14 protein-coding genes are annotated in these 17,169 nt (G+C 72.5%); 3 read left to right on the top strand and 11 right to left on the bottom strand.

Annotated elements, in window-relative coordinates; all coding sequences use genetic code 11:
- The coding region (locus ACZ6C6_RS20515) for a hypothetical protein (RefSeq protein WP_469204706.1) at positions 1-292 on the top strand (292 nt) is incomplete at its 5' end.
- 235 nt (positions 293-527) lie between these two features.
- On the opposite strand, the gene ACZ6C6_RS20520 is transcribed toward ACZ6C6_RS20515, so the two are convergent.
- Positions 528-1,535 carry a stage II sporulation protein M gene (locus ACZ6C6_RS20520; RefSeq protein ID WP_469204707.1) on the bottom strand — a complete coding sequence of 336 codons (1,008 nt, stop codon included), beginning with the start codon at positions 1,533-1,535 and terminating at the stop codon, positions 528-530.
- A 116-nt stretch (positions 1,536-1,651) separates the two neighbouring features.
- Between ACZ6C6_RS20520 and ACZ6C6_RS20525 the strand changes: the two genes are divergently transcribed.
- Positions 1,652-2,545, top strand: coding sequence for an RDD family protein (locus ACZ6C6_RS20525; RefSeq protein WP_469204708.1), 894 nt, complete (start codon positions 1,652-1,654; stop codon positions 2,543-2,545).
- A 62-nt stretch (positions 2,546-2,607) separates the two neighbouring features.
- On the opposite strand, the gene ACZ6C6_RS20530 is transcribed toward ACZ6C6_RS20525, so the two are convergent.
- The 8 genes from ACZ6C6_RS20530 to ACZ6C6_RS20565 form a co-directional block, all read right to left on the bottom strand.
- Positions 2,608-3,219, bottom strand: a complete 612-nt coding sequence (locus tag ACZ6C6_RS20530; RefSeq protein ID WP_469204709.1) for a hypothetical protein — start codon at positions 3,217-3,219, stop codon at positions 2,608-2,610.
- Positions 3,220-3,396: 177 nt separating this feature from the next.
- On the bottom strand, positions 3,397-4,854 hold the full coding sequence (gene ahcY / locus ACZ6C6_RS20535) for an adenosylhomocysteinase (RefSeq protein ID WP_469204710.1): 1,458 nt from the start codon (positions 4,852-4,854) through the stop codon (positions 3,397-3,399).
- Positions 4,855-5,122: 268 nt separating this feature from the next.
- Entirely contained in the window at positions 5,123-6,208 is a 1,086-nt protein-coding gene (locus ACZ6C6_RS20540) for a cation diffusion facilitator family transporter (protein WP_469204711.1), read from the bottom strand.
- Positions 6,209-6,296: 88 nt separating this feature from the next.
- Positions 6,297-7,472 (bottom strand): mannose-6-phosphate isomerase, class I, encoded by a 1,176-nt coding sequence (gene manA, locus ACZ6C6_RS20545; RefSeq protein ID WP_469204712.1) that lies wholly within the window; start codon positions 7,470-7,472, stop codon positions 6,297-6,299.
- A 49-nt stretch (positions 7,473-7,521) separates the two neighbouring features.
- Entirely contained in the window at positions 7,522-8,658 is a 1,137-nt protein-coding gene (locus ACZ6C6_RS20550) for an SIS domain-containing protein (RefSeq protein ID WP_469204713.1), read from the bottom strand.
- Between the two features lie 63 nt (positions 8,659-8,721).
- Positions 8,722-8,904 carry a Trm112 family protein gene (locus tag ACZ6C6_RS20555; RefSeq protein ID WP_018103989.1) on the bottom strand — a complete coding sequence of 61 codons (183 nt, stop codon included), beginning with the start codon at positions 8,902-8,904 and terminating at the stop codon, positions 8,722-8,724.
- 186 nt (positions 8,905-9,090) lie between these two features.
- Positions 9,091-10,503 carry a phosphomannomutase/phosphoglucomutase gene (locus ACZ6C6_RS20560; protein ID WP_469204714.1) on the bottom strand — a complete coding sequence of 471 codons (1,413 nt, stop codon included), beginning with the start codon at positions 10,501-10,503 and terminating at the stop codon, positions 9,091-9,093.
- Positions 10,504-10,562: 59 nt separating this feature from the next.
- Positions 10,563-10,940, bottom strand: a complete 378-nt coding sequence (locus tag ACZ6C6_RS20565; RefSeq protein ID WP_018103991.1) for a DUF3499 domain-containing protein — start codon at positions 10,938-10,940, stop codon at positions 10,563-10,565.
- A gap of 321 nt (positions 10,941-11,261) precedes the next feature.
- Here ACZ6C6_RS20565 and ACZ6C6_RS20570 point away from each other — a divergent pair, with 321 nt between their 5' ends.
- A complete protein-coding gene (locus tag ACZ6C6_RS20570; RefSeq protein WP_469204715.1) occupies positions 11,262-11,690 on the top strand; it encodes a metallopeptidase family protein in 429 nt (142 codons plus the stop codon).
- A 6-nt stretch (positions 11,691-11,696) separates the two neighbouring features.
- Here ACZ6C6_RS20570 and ACZ6C6_RS20575 read toward each other — a convergent pair whose 3' ends face one another.
- Together ACZ6C6_RS20575 and ACZ6C6_RS20580 are read right to left on the bottom strand one after the other, a co-directional pair.
- Positions 11,697-13,241, bottom strand: a complete 1,545-nt coding sequence (locus tag ACZ6C6_RS20575; RefSeq protein ID WP_469204716.1) for a DUF5719 family protein — start codon at positions 13,239-13,241, stop codon at positions 11,697-11,699.
- Entirely contained in the window at positions 13,238-17,032 is a 3,795-nt protein-coding gene (locus tag ACZ6C6_RS20580; protein ID WP_469204717.1) for a glycosyltransferase family 2 protein, read from the bottom strand. Before ACZ6C6_RS20580 ends, ACZ6C6_RS20575 begins: the two co-directional genes overlap by 4 nt.
- Positions 17,033-17,169: the final 137 nt, after the last annotated feature.

Raw genomic sequence — 17,169 nt, forward strand, 5'->3', positions numbered from 1 at the left:
CCTGCCGAAGCAGGCCGGGGTATCAACATATCTGGCGTTGACTTTTGGCACGCTGTTGAGTTCTCAAGGAACGGACGCTTCCTTTGTACTCACCCTCTCGGGCTTTCCTCCGGGCGCTTCCCTTCGGTCTTGCGTTTTCGAATCTATCAGACTCTTTCGTGTCCGATTCCCGGTCGAAGCGGGTCTTTCTTTTTGCCTTTCGGCGGTTTCAACCTTACCAGACTCATTTCGTTCCGTTTCCGGTTCGAATTTGATTCCGGCGGCCGTTGAAGTGGCCTTGCCTTTCGGCTGATTCGACTTTATCAGAAGCGTTTCGGCCGAACCTAATCGGCTTCAACTTCAGAAGGTGGGAATCGAATGGCTCTACGGAAATTCAATTTCCGGTGAGAGCGAGACAGATATTAACTGGCTGAACCCGAACTTGTCCAGTTCGAGGCAACCGTTTAAATCTACCTCCCCCACGTCACCGTGTCAACGGTTTTTTGGGGCGAAGAGGAGACTAGCAGGCCAAGGACGCCGGATGCACATCAGGCAGCGATCGGCAGCTCGGCGCTTCGTTCGACCGCATCCAGGTCGCCCACCTCGCCGGCGCGGGCCGCACGGCCGCCGAGCACGTAGACGTACAGGAGGAACAGCAGCTCGGCGGCAGTGCCCAGTGCGATGCGGGCCCATGTCGGCAGGCCGGACGGGGTCACGAAGGCTTCGATCACCCCGGAAACGAGCAGCACCAGCGCCAGGCCCATAGCCATGCCGAGCGCGGCGCGTCCCCGTTCTGCCAAGGCCGCGCGGCGGGTCTGCGGGCCCGGGTCGATGACGGTCCAGCCGAGGCGCAGACCGGTCCCGGCGGCGACGAACACGGCCGTCAGCTCCAGCAGTCCGTGCGGAAGGATCAGGCCCAGGAACGTGTCGAGGCGGCCCGCCGAGGACATCAGGCCGATGCCGACCGCCAGGTTGACCACGTTCATGAAGAGGACCCACAGCACCGGTACGCAGAGGAAGGCTCCCAGGACCAGGCACATGGCGGCGGCCTGCGCGTTGTTCGTCCAGACCTGCGCGGCGAAGGAGGTCGCGGGGTGACTGGAGTAGTACGTCTCGTACTCGCCGCCCGGGACGGTCATGCGGCGCAGGTCCTCGGGGGCCGCGATGGTCGACTGGACCTCCGGATGCGTGCCGATCCACCAGCCCATGAGCGCGACCAGGAGCGTCGAGAGGACAGCGGTCGGTATCCACCAGTGCCTGGAGCGGTAGACCGCGGCGGGGAAGCCGGCCGTGAGGAAACGCGTGACGTCGCGCCAGGACGCACGGCGCGTGCCGGTCACCAGGGACCGGGCACGCGCGACCAGCTGTGTGAGCCGCGCGACGAGCAGGGCGTCCGGAGTACTGGACTGGATGAGGGAGAGATGGGTCGCCGTGCGCTGGTAGAGGTCGACCAGTTCGTCGGCTTCCGCGCCCGTCAGCCGGCGCCCTCGGCGCAGGAGGTGGTCCAGCCGGTCCCACTCGACGCGGTGGGTGTGGACGAAGACATCGAGGTCCATGGTCGGCTGCTGCTCCAGGCATGGGTGCGTACCGGGTCGGACGACTGTGGCGTCGCGGGTCAGCTTGGCAGACTGTGGGGCCGCCGGGCAGGGGCCTGCGGACAAGGGGTGGGGCGATGAGTGAACTCGTGACCGGGGACGCGGTCGTACTGGGGCTCCGGCCGGCGAAGCTGCCGAGCCGTGCGCTGGCTCTGGCCATCGATCTGGTCGTGGCTGGAACGGTCTTCGGTCTGGTGGTGCTGGGGCTCGCCCTCGTCAGTGGCTCCTTGGACGACGCCGCCTGGGCCGCCGTGTCCGTCGCCGCCTTTCTGCTGGTCCCGGTGGGTGGTCCGATAGCGGTCGAAACGCTGAGCCACGGCCGTTCGCTGGGGAAGCTGGCGTGCGGCCTGCGGGTCGTACGGGACGACGGAGGGCCCATCAGGTTCCGTCACGCGCTCGTGCGTGGCGCGATGGGGGTCGTGGAGGTCCTGATGACGTTCGGGGTCGTCGCCGTCGTCGCGTCGCTGGTCTCGGCGCGCGGCCGACGGCTCGGGGACGTCTTCGCGGGAACGCTCGTCGTACGGGAACGGGTGCCGGCGGGACGGGCCGCGGCCGTTCCGCCGCCTCCGCCGTGGCTGGTCGGGCGGTTCGCCGGGCTGGATCTGTCGGCGGTTCCGGATGAGCTGTGGCTCGCGGTACGGCAGTACTTGACGCGGATGCATCAGCTCGACGCCTCCGTGGGCACGGCCATGGCGGAACGGCTCGGCGGGGAGCTCGCCGCGCGCACCGGGGCCCCGCCCCCGCCGGGCGTCCCGGCCGCTGCCTACTTGGCCGCCGTGGTGCAGGAACGACAGGTACGGGACGCGCACAGGGCGTGGCAGGGAGCCCATGCCGGTGCGGGTCCGGGGCGGATCGCGCAGGAGCCCCAGGTCGGCGCACGAACGGCGGAGGATGCCGTGCGCCCTGGTGCCGGCACCTCCGACGAGGCGAGGGGGCGTCCGCCTGCCACCGGGTTCGTGCCACCCGTCTGAGGGCTGGGACCGTTCATTCGGGTCGGCGGCCCACGAGCCCGGCATGGTCCGAACGAAAGGCCCTAGCGGTCGGAGGGTGGGGATTCCAGGTCTTCGAGTTCGATGCCGGGGGCGGACAGGACCACGTCGCCGGCGAGGTGGATCGTGTGCCGTTCGCCCGTGTCCAGGGCGCTGACCTGGTATTCGTCCACGGTCAGGGGGCCGTTGTCAGTGGGGTGCGCTTCACTGTTCACCAGGGCCCAGGACTGGTCGAGGGTACGGGGGGCGAGGACCGGGTCCGTGAAGGTGACGACCCGGACGCGGGTCTCGGGGGACGCGGGGGTGAGGCGCAGCAGGCGAGCGGTCGCGACGAGAAAGGCGGGGGACGTGCCGCTGAAGGCGTGGGCACGGACATTGCCTTCGGTGGCGTGGGTGCCCGTCGGATCGGTACGGACCCAGGTGAGGCCCTCCAGGGCGGCGCCGCGGACCTGCCAGTCGGCGGAATGGAGTTCGAGTCGGAGGGGGCGGCCGAGTTCATCGAGGGTGAGGTCGACGGATCCCAGGTGACTGCCGGACGGGGCGGTCGTTTGGGAGATGTAGCGCCAACCGGACGGGCCGGGCGCGCAGTGGAAGTGTTCTTCGCCGAGAGGGGTGTGGTCGTGGACATCGTGGAGCGAATATCGGCCGCGGGGCATGGGGTCCTTCGAGTCCTCGGCTCGTGCGGGTGCGGTACGGCGCAGGCCCCCGACACGGGGGTGCGGGGGCCTGCGTTCGTCGCTGCTGCTGGTCGGCCCGGGCCGCGCTGAGCGCCCGGTGCCGGACCGGATCGGCCGGACCGTTCGAGGTCCGGCCGGTTCCGGGCCGGCAGGGGATCAGTAGCGGTAGTGGTCGGGCTTGTACGGGCCCTCGACCTCGACACCGATGTACGCCGCCTGCTCCGGGCGCAGGGTCGTGAGCTTGACGCCGAGGGCGTCGAGGTGGAGGCGGGCGACCTTCTCGTCGAGGTGCTTGGGCAGCACGTAGACGTCGGTCGGGTAGTCCTCGGGCTTGGTGAACAGCTCGATCTGGGCCAGGGTCTGGTCCGCGAACGAGTTCGACATCACGAAGGAGGGGTGCCCGGTCGCGTTGCCCAGGTTCAGCAGACGGCCCTCGGAGAGCACGATGAGGACCTTGCCGTCGGGGAACGTCCAGGTGTGGACCTGGGGCTTGACCTCGTCCTTGACGATGCCGTCGATCCTCGCCAGACCGGCCATGTCGATCTCGTTGTCGAAGTGACCGATGTTCCCCACGATGGCCTGGTGCTTCATCCGGGCCATGTCCGAGGCCATGATGATGTCCTTGTTGCCCGTCGTCGTGACGAAGATGTCCGCCTGCTCCACCACGTCATCCAGAGTGGCGACCTGGTAGCCGTCCATCGCCGCCTGCAACGCGCAGATCGGGTCGATCTCGGTGATGATCACCCGGGCGCCCTGGCCCCGCAGCGACTCCGCACAGCCCTTGCCCACGTCGCCGTAACCGCAGACGACGGCGGTCTTCCCGCCGATCAGGACGTCGGTGGCGCGGTTGATGCCATCGATCAGCGAGTGCCGGCAGCCGTACTTGTTGTCGAACTTCGACTTCGTCACCGCGTCGTTCACATTGATCGCGGGGAACAGAAGGCTGCCGTCACGGTGCATCTCGTACAGGCGGTGCACACCCGTCGTGGTCTCCTCCGTCACACCACGGATCTCGGAAGCCAGCTGCGTCCACTTCTGCGGGGACTCGCCGAGCGTGCGGTTGAGGAGCGTGAGGATGTGCGCGTACTCCTCGCTGTCCGCCGTCGCCGGGTCCGGGGCCGCGCCCGCCTTCTCGAACTCGACGCCCTTGTGGACCAGCAGGGTGGCGTCACCGCCGTCGTCCAGAATCATGTTCGGACCACCGGTCGGCGTGTTCGGCCAGGTCAGCGCCTGCTCCGTGCACCACCAGTACTCCTCCAGCGTCTCGCCCTTCCAGGCGAAGACGGGGACGCCGGCGGGCGCCTCGGGGGTGCCGTTCGGGCCGACCGCGATCGCCGCGGCCGCGTGGTCCTGCGTGGAGAAGATGTTGCAGGAAGCCCAGCGGACCTCGGCGCCGAGGGCGACCAGGGTCTCGATCAGCACGGCGGTCTGCACGGTCATGTGCAGCGAGCCGGTGATGCGAGCACCCGCCAGCGGCTGCGCGGCGGCGTACTCCTTGCGGATCGACATCAGACCGGGCATCTCATGCTCGGCAAGCGTGATCTCCTTCCGCCCGAAAGCGGCGAGAGAGAGGTCGGCGACCTTGAAGTCCTGTCGATTGGCGACCGTCGTCATAACGGGCTGCTCCTCGTTGTGGAGTCGAGGGTGGGTAGGGCGGCTCTGCGGCGGCGGGCACACGAATGCCCGGGCGCTCGCAGCGCAGTCCGTCGGAGGCCCTCTCTCCCTCGGCCGGTCCGGTGTACGGACCGATCGACCGCCATCAGCAGCGACGTCTGACACTGCCGTCGAATCTACACCGAACGGCGCAGCCGCTCCCAGTCCACCGGGGCGGGTCCGGGGCGGGAGCGGCTGGTTCGGGTGCGCGATGGCGGGTCCGGTGCGGTCAGTGACCGGATTCCGCCGGGCCGGTGTCCTCCGTGCCCGCCGGGGTGTCGGCCGCCCCGGAGCCGGGCTCGGCGGCTCCCGGTTCGGGGGCTTCCGGGCCCGGGGTTTCCTCGCCGGGGACGGTGTGGGCGCCGCCCGGGGCCTTGGCGGGGTTGGTGCCGGCCGCTGCCGCCGCCGCGTTGTAGATGTCCGGCTCCAGGTAGATCACCCGGGCGATCGGGACGGCGGCTCGGATGCGGGACTCGGCGGCGTTGATGGCGTTGGCGACCTCGTCGGCGGTGTCGTCGTGCTGGACCGCGATCTTGGCGGCGACCAGCAGTTCTTCCGGGCCGAGGTGGAGCGTGCGCATGTGGATGATCTTGGTGACGGTGTCGCCGTCGACCACCGCGGCCTTGATCTTCTCGACCTGGTCGGTGCCGGCGGCCTCGCCGAGCAGCAGGGACTTGGTCTCGGCGGCCAGCACGATCGCGATGGCGATCAGCAGGATGCCGATGCAGAGGGTGCCGATGCCGTCCCAGACGCCGTTGCCCGTGCCGAGGGCCAGGCCGACGCCGCCGAGGGCAAGGATCAGACCGATGAGAGCGCCGAAGTCCTCAAGGAGCACGACGGGCAGTTCAGGGGCCTTGGCGCGGCGGATGAAGTCCGTCCAGCTGAGCGAGCCCCGGGTCTCGTTGGACTCCTTGATCGCCGTGCGGAAGGAGAAGCCCTCGGCGATGATCGCGAAGACCAGGACGCCGACCGGCCAGTACCAGGCCTCCAGCTCGTGGGGGTGCCGGATCTTCTCGTAGCCCTCGTACACCGCGAACATGCCGCCGACGGAGAACAGGACGATGGAGACGAGGAAGGCGTAGATGTAGCGCTCGCGGCCGTAGCCGAAGGGGTGCTGCGGGGTGGCCTCGCGCTGGGCCCGCTTGCCGCCGAGGAGCAGCAGGCCCTGGTTGCCGGAGTCGGCGAGCGAGTGGACGCTCTCCGCGAGCATCGACGAGGAGCCGCTGAACAGGAACGCCACGAATTTGGCCACTGCGATCGCGAGGTTGGCGCCGAGTGCCGCCACGATCGCCTTGGTTCCGCCTGACGCACTCATGGGTTTCCTGGTGTCCCTTCTTCGGTCTGCGGCTCCGGCGGCCGCGGTGTGGCGGCATATTGTTGCAGCCGCCGTCGCGGACGGTGCGTCAGGCCACCACTGTCGCACGGAACAGCGTGCCCGCTCCGGACGCGTGTACCCGCTCGCCCGCCGGTACGAAGACCGATTCGCCGGGCGCGAGTGCGAGGTCGCCGGCGCTCGGGGCGCCCGCCGTGCACAGCAGGATCTGCGGTGTGGGCGCGGTCAGGTCGGTGGGGGCGGCGCCGGGTGACAGGTCGAAGCGGGAGAGGCGGAACTCGTCCACCGGCGTCTCGTACAGCTCCTCGCCCGACGGGGACGCCTCCGGGCGCAGGACGCCCGGGTCGGTCGCCTCGAAGCGGACGATGCGCAGGAGTTCGGGGACGTCGATGTGCTTGGGCGTCAGGCCGCAGCGCAGCACGTTGTCCGAGTTGGCCATGATCTCGACGCCGAGGCCGTCGAGGTACGCGTGCGGGACGCCCGCGCCGAGGAAGAGCGCCTCGCCGGGCTGGAGCCGTACGTAGTTGAGCAGCATGGCCGCGATGACGCCCGCGTCACCGGGGAAGTGGTGGGCGATGCGGGCGTACGGGGCGTAGGAGCCGCCGATCCGCTCGGCGGCGGCCGCTGCGGCGGTCACCGTCTCGGCCATCTCGTCGGGGTCCGCGGTGAGGATCGCCGTCAGCACCTCGCGCAGGGCGGCCTCCTCGGGCTGGGCGCGGAGCAGGTCCGCGTACGGCTTGAGGGAGTCGACGCCCAGGCCCTCCATCGCCTCGGCCGCCTCCAGGGGCCGGCGGAATCCGCACAGGCCGTCGAAGGGGGTGAGCGCGCAGATCAGCTCGGGCTTGTGGTTGGCGTCCTTGTACGTGCGGTGGGGTGCGTCGATCGGGACGGACCGGCGCTCCTCGTCCGCGTAACCCGCCCTGGCCTGGTCCAGGTTCGGGTGCACCTGGAGGGAGAGGGGGGCGCCCGCGGCGAGCAGCTTGAGGAGGAAGGGCAGGCGGGGGCCGAACTTCTCGACGGTCGCCGTGCCGAGTTCGCGGGCGGGGTCGGCGTCGATGACGTCGGTGAGGGACTGTTCGGCGGCGGCGCCGGATGCGGTGCGGGCGATCCGGGAAGGGGCGCCCGGGTGGGCGCCCATCCACATCTCCGCCTGCGGTTCGCCGGTGGGGGCGACGCCCAGCAGGGCGGGGATCGCGGTGGTCGAGCCCCAGGCATACGGGCGCACGGTGTTGGAGAGCCGGTCCATGGATCAGTCCTTGTGTTGCTGTGCTGTCTTGGCGGGGTGCGGGTGTGTCTCAGGCGCCGGGGGCCGAGGCGAGCGACAGGTAGACCGCGGCGAAGTCGGTGACGGCGAGCAGTTCCGCGAGGGATTCGAGGGTGCTGCCCTCCTCCGGTTCGAGCTCGCTGATCGCGGTGTCGTGGCCGAGGGCCAGTTCGCGGGCGGCCGGGGCGGCGCTCAGGCCGCCGGTCGGGCGGTCGCGGAGCAGCACCACCCGGGCGTGCAGGGGCTCCGACTCCTCGACGCGGTCCCGGAAGAAGTCGTCGGGGTCCGCGCCCGCGGCGAAGGCGCCCGCCAGCAGGCCGCCGTGTGCCGGAAGCGCCTCCGGGAGTGCGGCCGCGAGGGCCGGGCGGCCCGAGAGCTCCGCCAGGACCGCGGCGAACCGGCGTCCGACGGGGCCGGCCGCTTCGCCCTCCGTCCAGATCAGCGGAAGGGTGTCCGCGAGTTCGGCGGCGAGGGTCTTGGCCGGGTTGCTGTACGTGGCGGTGGCCGGGCCGCAGCGCTCCGCCGTGCGGTCCAGGCGGTCCGCGACGCTCTGGAGCGCTTCGGCGGGGGCGGTGACCAGGCCGACGCGGTCGAGGAGGGCGAGGAGCGGGGTGAGCAGGGCCCAGAGCGTGCCGGGGCCGGCGGCCGATGTCTCGGCGTCGTACTCGCCGTGCGGGGCGGAGGCCATCGGGACGACGACGCCGTGCACCCCGTGCACCGCCTCCCGCAGCGGGGAGCGGAGCGGGGCGACGGCGACGACCGTGCAGCCGCGGCGGTACGCCTGTTCCGCGAGGAGGGCGAGGCCCGGTTCGGAGCCGTCCGCCGTGGCGATGAGCAGCAGGTCCACGGAGCCGGCCCAGCCGGGCAGGGTCCAGCGGAGCGCGCCGGGGGCGGGGGCGACGCCGGTCGGGGGGATGCGGGTGACCGGGGCGGAGGCGCCGGCGAGGGCGGCGATGAGGTCCGCGACACCGGTGGCGGCGGTGCCGGGGCCCGCGACGAGGACGGCGCGCGGGCGGCCCTCCGGCTTCAGCTCGGTGATCCCGGCCTCCGCCGCGTGCCGGGCGGCGGTGCGGACCCGGGCCCCGGCCTCGGCGGCGCCGCGGAGCAGGTCGCGGCGGTCGGCTCGGGCCAGGGCGTCGGGGGCGTCGAGCAACGACTCGTCGAGCATGGGGCGGTCCTCCGGTGCGGGTGCGGTGCGGCCGCTTCGGGCCGGTTACGCCGGTCGAGCCGGTTACGCCGGGCGGCGGGCCTCGTCGACGAGGAGTACGGGGATGCCGTCCCGGACCGGGTAGGCGAGGCCGCAGTCGGTGCCGGTGCAGATGAGTTCCGGGGTGTCGGCTGCCGTCTGGTCGTCCAGGGGGGCGTGGCAGGCGGGGCAGGCCAGGATCTCCAGGAGGCCGGCTTCGAGCGGCATGGGGTGTCCCTTCGGGCGGTCTGTTGTCGGAGCCCTTTGGGGGGCGGGGTCAGCCTACCGCTGGGGTGGGGTGGGGTGCGTGTCGTGGGGGCGGGGGGGCGGGTGCGGGTGCGTTGCGCCTGCGGCGGGCCCTTGTCCCCTACCCGCCCCTTCCCGAAACCGGGGCGCTGCCCCGGACCCCGCGCCTCAAGCGCCGGCGGGGCTGGCGGGGGAAACGCCGGAGGGGGTGGAAGGGCTGGATCGGATCAGGGTCAGGACCTCGTCCCGTACTCGCCTCATCGTCTCCTCGTCCTTCGCCTCCACGTTCAGGCGCAGCAGCGGTTCCGTGTTGGAGGGGCGGAGGTTGAACCACCAGGTGGGGGTGGTCACCGTGAGGCCGTCCAGGGTGTCCGTGGTGGCGTCCTCCTGGTGGGCGTAGGCGGAAGCGGCCTTCGCCGTGCTGGCCTTCTGGTCGTCGACCGTGGAGTTGATCTCGCCGGAGGCGGCGTAGCGGTCGTACTGGGCGACCAGGTCCGAGAGAGGGCCCGCCTGGCCGCCGAGGGCGGCGAGTACGTGGAGGGCGGCGAGCATGCCCGTGTCGGCGTTCCAGAAGTCGCGGAAGTAGTAGTGGGCCGAGTGCTCGCCGCCGAAGATCGCGCCGTGGGCGGCCATCTCGGCCTTGATGAAGGAGTGGCCGACCCTGGTGCGGACGGGGGTGCCGCCGTGCTCGCGTACGACCTCGGGGACGGAGTGGGAGGTGATCAGGTTGTGGATGATCGTGCCCCGGCCGCCGTTGCGGGCCAGTTCGCGGGCCGCGACCAGGGCGGTGATGGCCGACGGGGAGACGCCTTCGCCCCGTTCGTCCACCACGAAGCAGCGGTCCGCGTCGCCGTCGAAGGCCAGGCCCAGGTCGGCGCCCTCGGCCACCACGCGGGCCTGGAGGTCCGTGATGTTCTTCGGGTCCAGGGGGTTGGCCTCGTGGTTCGGGAAGGTGCCGTCCAGCTCGAAGTACATCGGGACCAGGTCCACGGGCAGCCCGGCGAAGACCGTGGGGACGGTGTGGCCGCCCATGCCGTTGCCCGCGTCCACGACGACCTTGAGGGGGCGGATCTCCGTCAGGTCGACCAGGGAGAGCAGGTGCGCGGCGTAGTCCGTGAGCGTGTCGCGCTCGGTGAGCGTCCCCGGGGTCGCGACCGGCTCGGGGGCGCCCTTCCCGGACCACTCCTCCACCAGCGCGCGGATCTCGCCCAGGCCCGTGTCCTGGCCCACCGGGGCCGCGCCCGCCCGGCACATCTTGATGCCGTTGTACTGCGCGGGGTTGTGCGAGGCGGTGAACATCGCGCCGGGCAGGTCCAGCGCCCCGGACGCGTAGTAGAGCTGGTCCGTCGAGCAGAGGCCGATCATCGTGACATCGGCACCGCGCTCCGCCGCGCCGCGGGCGAACGCCCCGGACAGGACCGGGGAGGTGGGGCGCATGTCGTGGCCGATGACGATCGCGTCCGCGCCGGTCACCTCGGCGAAGGCCGCCCCGAAGAGTCCGGCCAGCTCCTCGTCCCACTGGTCGGGCACGACTCCGCGCACGTCGTACGCCTTCACGAGCTGCGACAGGTCTGCGGTCACGGGCCGGTCCTCCAGGGGGTTGCTTCGGACCGCCAAACTACCCGGCGACCGGCGGTTCCTCAGGAGTCGGGTGAGCGCAGGACGCGGAGGTGGCCCCTGCGGGCGACCTCCATCGGGTCGGCGGTCCGGCGGCCGCCTCCCTGGGTGCCGTCGCCCCGCTCCTGCGGACGCGCGGCTTCCCGTACGGCGTTGGCCAGTGCTTCCAGGTCGTCGCCGCTGGGACGGCTGGGCGCGGAGGGGTCGGAGAGCCGGACGACCTCCCAGCCCCGTGGCGCGGTCAGCCGCTCGCTGTGCTCGGCACAGAGGTCGTAGCAGTGGGGCTCGGCGTAGGTGGCGAGCGGGCCGAGGACCGCAGTCGAGTCGGCATAGACGTACGTCAGTGTCGCGACGGCAGGGCGGCCGCACGCGGTGCGCGAACAGCGACGTACAGGGCTCACGATGTTGGACGGTACCGCACTCTTGAGCGGGCTGCGACGACTCTCCCCCGGCTCACCCCTCCGTGTCGCCCTGTGACATCCGGCACACGCGCCCCCCGGGCAACTCCCCTGACCTGCGCGGAAGGAGAAGGCGAGGGCTTTGGCGGCGATGGTTCCGGTCACCGCCGTGCCGCGAACCTTTCACAAGGCGTCGGCCCGGCGGTCGCGAGCGGGGCTGGAAACGGGCTCCGGTGTGGCCGGATCGCTCAAGAGCGGACAGGGCGGCGTGGGCCCGCTCACCCTCCGGCCGGGCGGGCCGTCGGGGGTTAGGCTGCGTCGGTGATGGACAGTTCCGTACCGCCCAGCCCGTCCGAGCCGCGTCCGCGGCGCCGGGACCGACACGGCCGAGGCATGCGCGGGCCCGTCGCGCCGCCGCAGGTGCCGCTGTCGACGAGCCGCGCGGACAGCTTCCGCGATCTCGTCCAGGACTCGGTGGAGCGGCTGGAGCGGCGCTGGCCGCAGCTGGCGGAGGTCGACTTCGTCGTCCTGGAGGTGCCGGACACGGCGGAGGAGACGGTTCCGCTCGGCGCCGCGGTCTCCGCCGAGAAGGGGCGGCCCGCCCGCATCACCGTCTACCGGCGCCCCGTCGAGCTGCGCACCAAGAGCCGTGACGAGCGCGCCCTGCTCGTCCACGAGATCGTGGTCGAGCAGGTCGCCGAGCTCCTGGGCCTGGCGCCCGAGTCCGTCGATCCGCGGTACGGCCAGGAGTAGGGCCGCTCACTCGTCCAGCACCGACAGGTCCTGACGGGCCGCCGGGACCTCCACCGTGCCCCGGTCGTCCGGCAGCGTCTGGACCGTGAACATCTGGATGCCGTTCACCGTCTCGGTGAGCGTGCGCGCGGCGTGCACCGGGCCACCCGACTGCGACTCGACAGTCAGGGCGTAGGTGCCCTTGAGGCCGGTCGGCACGGGCGGGGTGACCGCCGCGGTCGTGCCCGCCGCGATCTTGTACGTCTTGCTGACCGGCGTGCCGCCGCCGCTGCCGGCCGACGCCGTGACCTTGACCGTCGCGGCGGCGCCGGGGGCGGTGAGGGAGAGGACCGAGCCCTTGGACCGGTTGTCGGCGACGGTCGCGCGCGCGCCGACCGGGGCGGTCGCCGGGATGTAGGCGACCTCCTGCTTGTCGCCCTTGCCCCGGACCACGCGCAGGGCGGCGACGACCGGGGTGGCCCTGCCCTTCTCGGAGGGCACCAGCATCAGCGAGCCCGCCTCGCCGCGGGTGATGTCCTTGAGGTCCATTCCGGCGGTCATGTGCGACTTGACGTGCAGCTCCTCGTGGCCCGCCGGGGTGACCGCGCCGGTCTTGCCGAGCAGCTTCAGGCCGAGGTCGGCGTCGTCGTCGCCGGGGGCGAAGGCCACCAGGCGGACGGAGGTCGCGTCGGCCGGGATGCCGGGCAGCACGACCGTGCCGGCCGGTTCGGCGGAGGCCGTGAGCCAGTCGCTGCCGGTCGTGTCGTCCGCTGTCCTGACGGCCGCGCCGACCCTGCCCGTACGCGTCGTGACGTGGACGGTGACGTCGTCGGCGGCCTTGCTCGTGAGCGTCGAGATCAGGACCCGCACGCCGGAGCCCGCCGGGACCGTGATGCCCTCGCCGACGTCGGACTTGAGGGAGCCGTCCGGGCCGTACAGCTCGATGTCGGCGACGGCCGCGGTGTCGTCCGGGTTGGTGAGGTGGACGTAGTCCTCGCGGGTCTTGGCGGTGCTCGCCGCCGGGAACCAGAAGTCGGTGTCGGGCGCGGTGCAGCTGATGCCGAGCAGGCCGCGGCCGTCGCCCGCCTCGATGGTGGTGGTCTGCTGGGCGGTCCAGCCGGGGGCGAACCGGCCGGTCGCGGTGCCGACGAGGGCGGGCGAGTCCGCGCCCGACGCCTCTCCGGTCGCGGGCTTGCCGGGCTCCTTGAGGGAGACCACCGGCTTGTCCGCCTTGTCCTTCTTGTCCTTGCCCTTGTCCTTCTTGTCCTTGTCGTCGGACTTGCCGTCGGCCGTCGCCTCGTCGTCCTTCGCGGAGGACAGGAGCTCGGCGGTGCCGGCTGTGGCTGAGCCGCCGCTTCCGCCGGACGGGGTGAAGGCCGTGTACGCCGTCTCCGAGAGGTCGGAGAGGCCGGGCGCCGGGCAGAGCAGGCTGGTGCGTTCGACGGGCAGCCGTGCGGCCGTCCCCGCTTCGGCCGTACTGCCGCCGGACGGTTCGTTGAGCGCGGCGAATCCGGTGACGGCCGCCAGGGCGACCGCTCCGGCGATGAGGGACAGGGCGCTGGTGGACTTCACTCGGACTCGCCTCGCGATGCGTTACCGGTCGGCCACGGGTTCTGGCCCGGGGCGGGGTTCTCGGGGTTCTGCGGGTCGTACGGGTGCTGCTCGCCGTACTGCCCGGCCTCGGGGCCGTACCCGTTCGGGTCATAGGACTGCGGGTCGTACGCGGGCGGGTCGTAGGGGCCCGCGTACTGGCCGTCCTGGTACTGGCCCTCCTGGTACTGCGGATAGCCGTACGGGTCGTAGCCGCCGGTGCCCGTCTGCTGCTGCCCCTCGGCGTACTGCGGGTCCTGGTATGGAGCACCGTCCTGGTACTGCGGGTAGGCCGGGTCCTGGTACTGGCCCTGGCCGTTGTCCCAGTCGCCGTACTGCTGCTGCGGCACGAAGACGTTGTCGTCGTCCTCCGCGCCCGTGACGTCGGTTCCGGCGCTCTGCTGGGCGGGAACGTACGCGGGCTGCTCGCCGGTCCCGTCCAGGTCCGGGACGCCCTCCGCATCCTGCTGCCCGGGGGCCCCGGCGGCCTCCGCGGCCTCGCTCTCGGCCAGCGCGGCGGCACGCAGCCTGCGGGCGCGGCGGCCCTCGCCCGCGACCGGTTCGGCGGCGACCGCCTCGGCCTCCTCCGGCAGGTCGTCGTCGATCTCGCGGCGGCGGCCGGGCAGGGCCATGACCACGAGGACCACGGCGAGCGCGATCTGTGCCCAGATCCACACGGTGTGGGTGAAGGGCTCCTCGTACGTGAGGTCCAGGGTGCCGCCCTCGGCGGGCAGTTCGAAGCCCTGGGCCCAGCCGTCGACGGTCTTGGCGGTCAGCGCGCGCCCGTTGAGCGTGGCCTGCCAGCCGGGGTCGGCCGCGTCGGCGATCCGCAGCACCCGGCCGTTGCCGCCCGCCGGGATCCTGGTGTGCGCCTCGACGGGCTGCGAGCCCACGGGAAGCGGCTCGTCGCCCGCGGCGGACGGGACGATCATGATCCGGGCGACCTGCCGGTCCACCCGCCACAGGGCGCTGCCGTCGAGCTGGCTGAGCCGGCTCAGGCCCGGCGTGGCGTCGAGCACCCGGCTCATCTGCTTGGGTGCCCCGTCGCGCACGAGGACGTAACGGATCGCGAAGCCGCTGAGCTGGCTGCCCTGGTCGGCGCCGGAGCCGGCGACCAGGTTGGCGACGACCTTGTCGAGGTGGCTGTTGCCGTCCTGGGCCTCGGCCAGCTCCGCGTCGCCGAGCCTGGCGCCCGAGCCGCGGACGAGGGTGTAGTCGACGGAGGCGGACGAGGTGCCGCCCAGGACCAGGGTGCGCGGCTGGTCGCGGGTGCCGCTCTCCTCCGCGACGAACGCGGGCACCTGGACCGGGTCGCGGCGTTCCAGCGGGCCCGCCGCGCCACCGATCATCCAGCCGGCGGCGGCCAGCACGGGGGCCACGCCCGCCGCGAGGGCGATCAGGGCGGCGACCGGCTGGCGCCAGCCGAAGCTCAGTTCGGCGACGCGGATGCGGGCGCCGTCCGCGCCGACGAGCGCGGCGGCGATGAGGGCCGCGCCGTAGACCAGGGTCGCGGGCCCGGCCCAGCCGGAGCCGTTGGCGAGCCCGGCGAACGCGAGGGAGACCAGCGCGGCCACCCAGGCGGTCCGGACGGCGAACTGCCGCTCCCCGCGCAGCAGGGCTGCCAGCGCGGCGAGGACGATGCCGAGGAGCAGGACGCCGCCCGCCGCCTTGGGCCCGCCGGGGCTGATGCCCAGGAGGTTCAGGGCCGAGGCGGAGCCCGTACCGGTCTCAAGGCCGGCTTCCTTCAGGAACGCGGACGGGCTGCTCAGCAGCGAGAGCGACCAGGGCGCGAGGACCAGGACCGGGGTGCCGACGGCGGCGAGGAAGCGCAGCGCGTACGCCGTGATGTCGCCGCGCCGCAGGACCAGGACGCCGAGGCCGAGGACCACGGCGAGCGGCCACACGACCGGCGTGAACGCCATGGCGAGGGTGAGGAGCAGGGTGTACGCCCAGGTGGCGCGCCAGCTGCCGCGGGCGTCGCCGGAGGCGCGCATGCCGTGCGCGGAGACGGCGGTGCGCGCGATCAGCGGCAGCAGGACGGCCAGGACGGCGGTGCCGAGGCGGCCGGTCGCCAGGGCGCCGGTCGCCGCGGGCAGGAAGGCGTACGCGACGCTCGCCCAGGCCCGCAGCAGCCGCGAGGGCAGCAGCGGGCGGGTCACGAAGTACGCGGTGAGCCCGGCGAGCGGGACCGAGCAGACCAGCAGCAGGGTGAGCGCGAAGCCGGTGGAGCCGAGGAAGAGCGCCGACAGGGCGGAGATGACGGCGAGGTAGGGCGGGGCGGTCTGGGTGCCGCCGGTGCCGACGGTGTGCCAGCCGTCCGCGTAACGCGCCCACAGGTCGGAGACGTCGCCGGGGGCGGGCAGCAGGGCGCCGCCCGCCAGCGCGCCGCCGCCGATGAGGTCGCGGCAGGCGACGAGGGAGACCAGGAGGAGCAGCGCGAAGAGGACCGGTCCGGGCTTGCGGCCGACCTTCTTCAGCCGGGCGAACTGGTCGATCTCCAGATAGTCGGCGTCGTCACCGCCCGGTCCGGACTCGACGGCGCCGTGCCGGGAGCCGCCGGAGTCGGCGTCGGAGCCGCCGCCGAAGTTTCCGGCGACCTGTTCGACGGTGGCGCGGACGGTGGCGCCGGGTGCGGGGAAGAGGCCGCGCAGTTCGGCGGCGTCGACGGCGCCCTTCCCCCGGGCGCGGCGGGCGGCCAGGATGCGGCCGGGGCGCAGCAGGGTGCTCAGGAGTCCGGTGACCTCGTCGAGGGCCTGGCCCGGGACCTTGCCGACGAGGTAGGCGAGGGTGCGCAGCAGGGTGCCGAGGACGAGCCGGAGCATGACCCAGGGCAGCTTCTTGCCGCGGGCGTTGACGAGCATCGTGTAGACGGCGCCCGCCTTGTCCACGCGGTGCGGGCTGGCGACACTGCGGCCGGCGCAGTCGATGGGGCGGCGTTCCCGCGCGGACGCCTCGGCGTGCCGCAGGACGGCGTCGGGGGCGACGAGCACCCGGTGGCCGGCCATGTGGGCGCGCCAGCACAGGTCGACGTCGTCACGCATGAGCGGGAGCCTGCGGTCGAAGCCGCCCAGCTCCTCCCAGACGTCGCGCCGGACGAGCATGCCCGCGGTGGAGACGGAGAGGACGGTACGGACCTGGTCGTGCTGGCCCTGGTCCTGCTCGCGGCGGTCGAGGCCGGTCCAGCGGCGGCCGCTGTTGGCGATGGAGACGCCGACTTCGAGGAGCTGGCGGCGGTCGTACCAGCCGCGCAGCTTGGGCCCGACGATCGCTGCGTGCCGGTCGTTGTCCACGACGCGCAGCATCTCGGCGAGGGCGTCGGGCGCGGGTGCGCAGTCGTCGTGGAGCAGCCAGAGCCACTGCACCGGCTCGCCGTGCGGCAGCTCCGGCATCTCGTACGCCTCGTCGCGCCAGGTCCGGGTGACCGGGTCCCAGCCGCTGGGCCGCTTCAGGTAGGGCAGGTCGTCCGGGGTGAGGACGCCGGCCGTGCGGCTCGCCTCGTCCACGGCGGTGCCGAAGCTCGTACGCCGTGCCAGGTGCAGGACGCGGTCGGCGCCGAGGGCCTCGGTGACCAGGCGCGCGGAATCGTCGGCGCTGCCCGTGTCGGCGGCGATGACGTTCTGTACGGGGCGTTCCTGGCCGAGCAGTCCGGCGAGCGCGTCGGGCAGCCAGCGTGCGCCGTCGTGGGAGACGAGCACGGCGGTGACGACATGCCGGGGGAACTCGGGGGCGGCGGCGGCCGCGTACGGCGCCGTTGATTGGCTGTGCACGGACATCGAGGTACGGGCCCTCCGGCCGGGTCCGGGGGAGGTCCCCCCGGGGGCTGCATCGGTGTACACGCGCGCTCTGTCGGGTCGTTGGCGCGTCTCGGACGGGGCCCCACACTAACGGTAGGGCCAACCGGGGTGGCGCG

It is taken from the genome of Streptomyces sp. NPDC041814 (assembly GCF_055590565.1).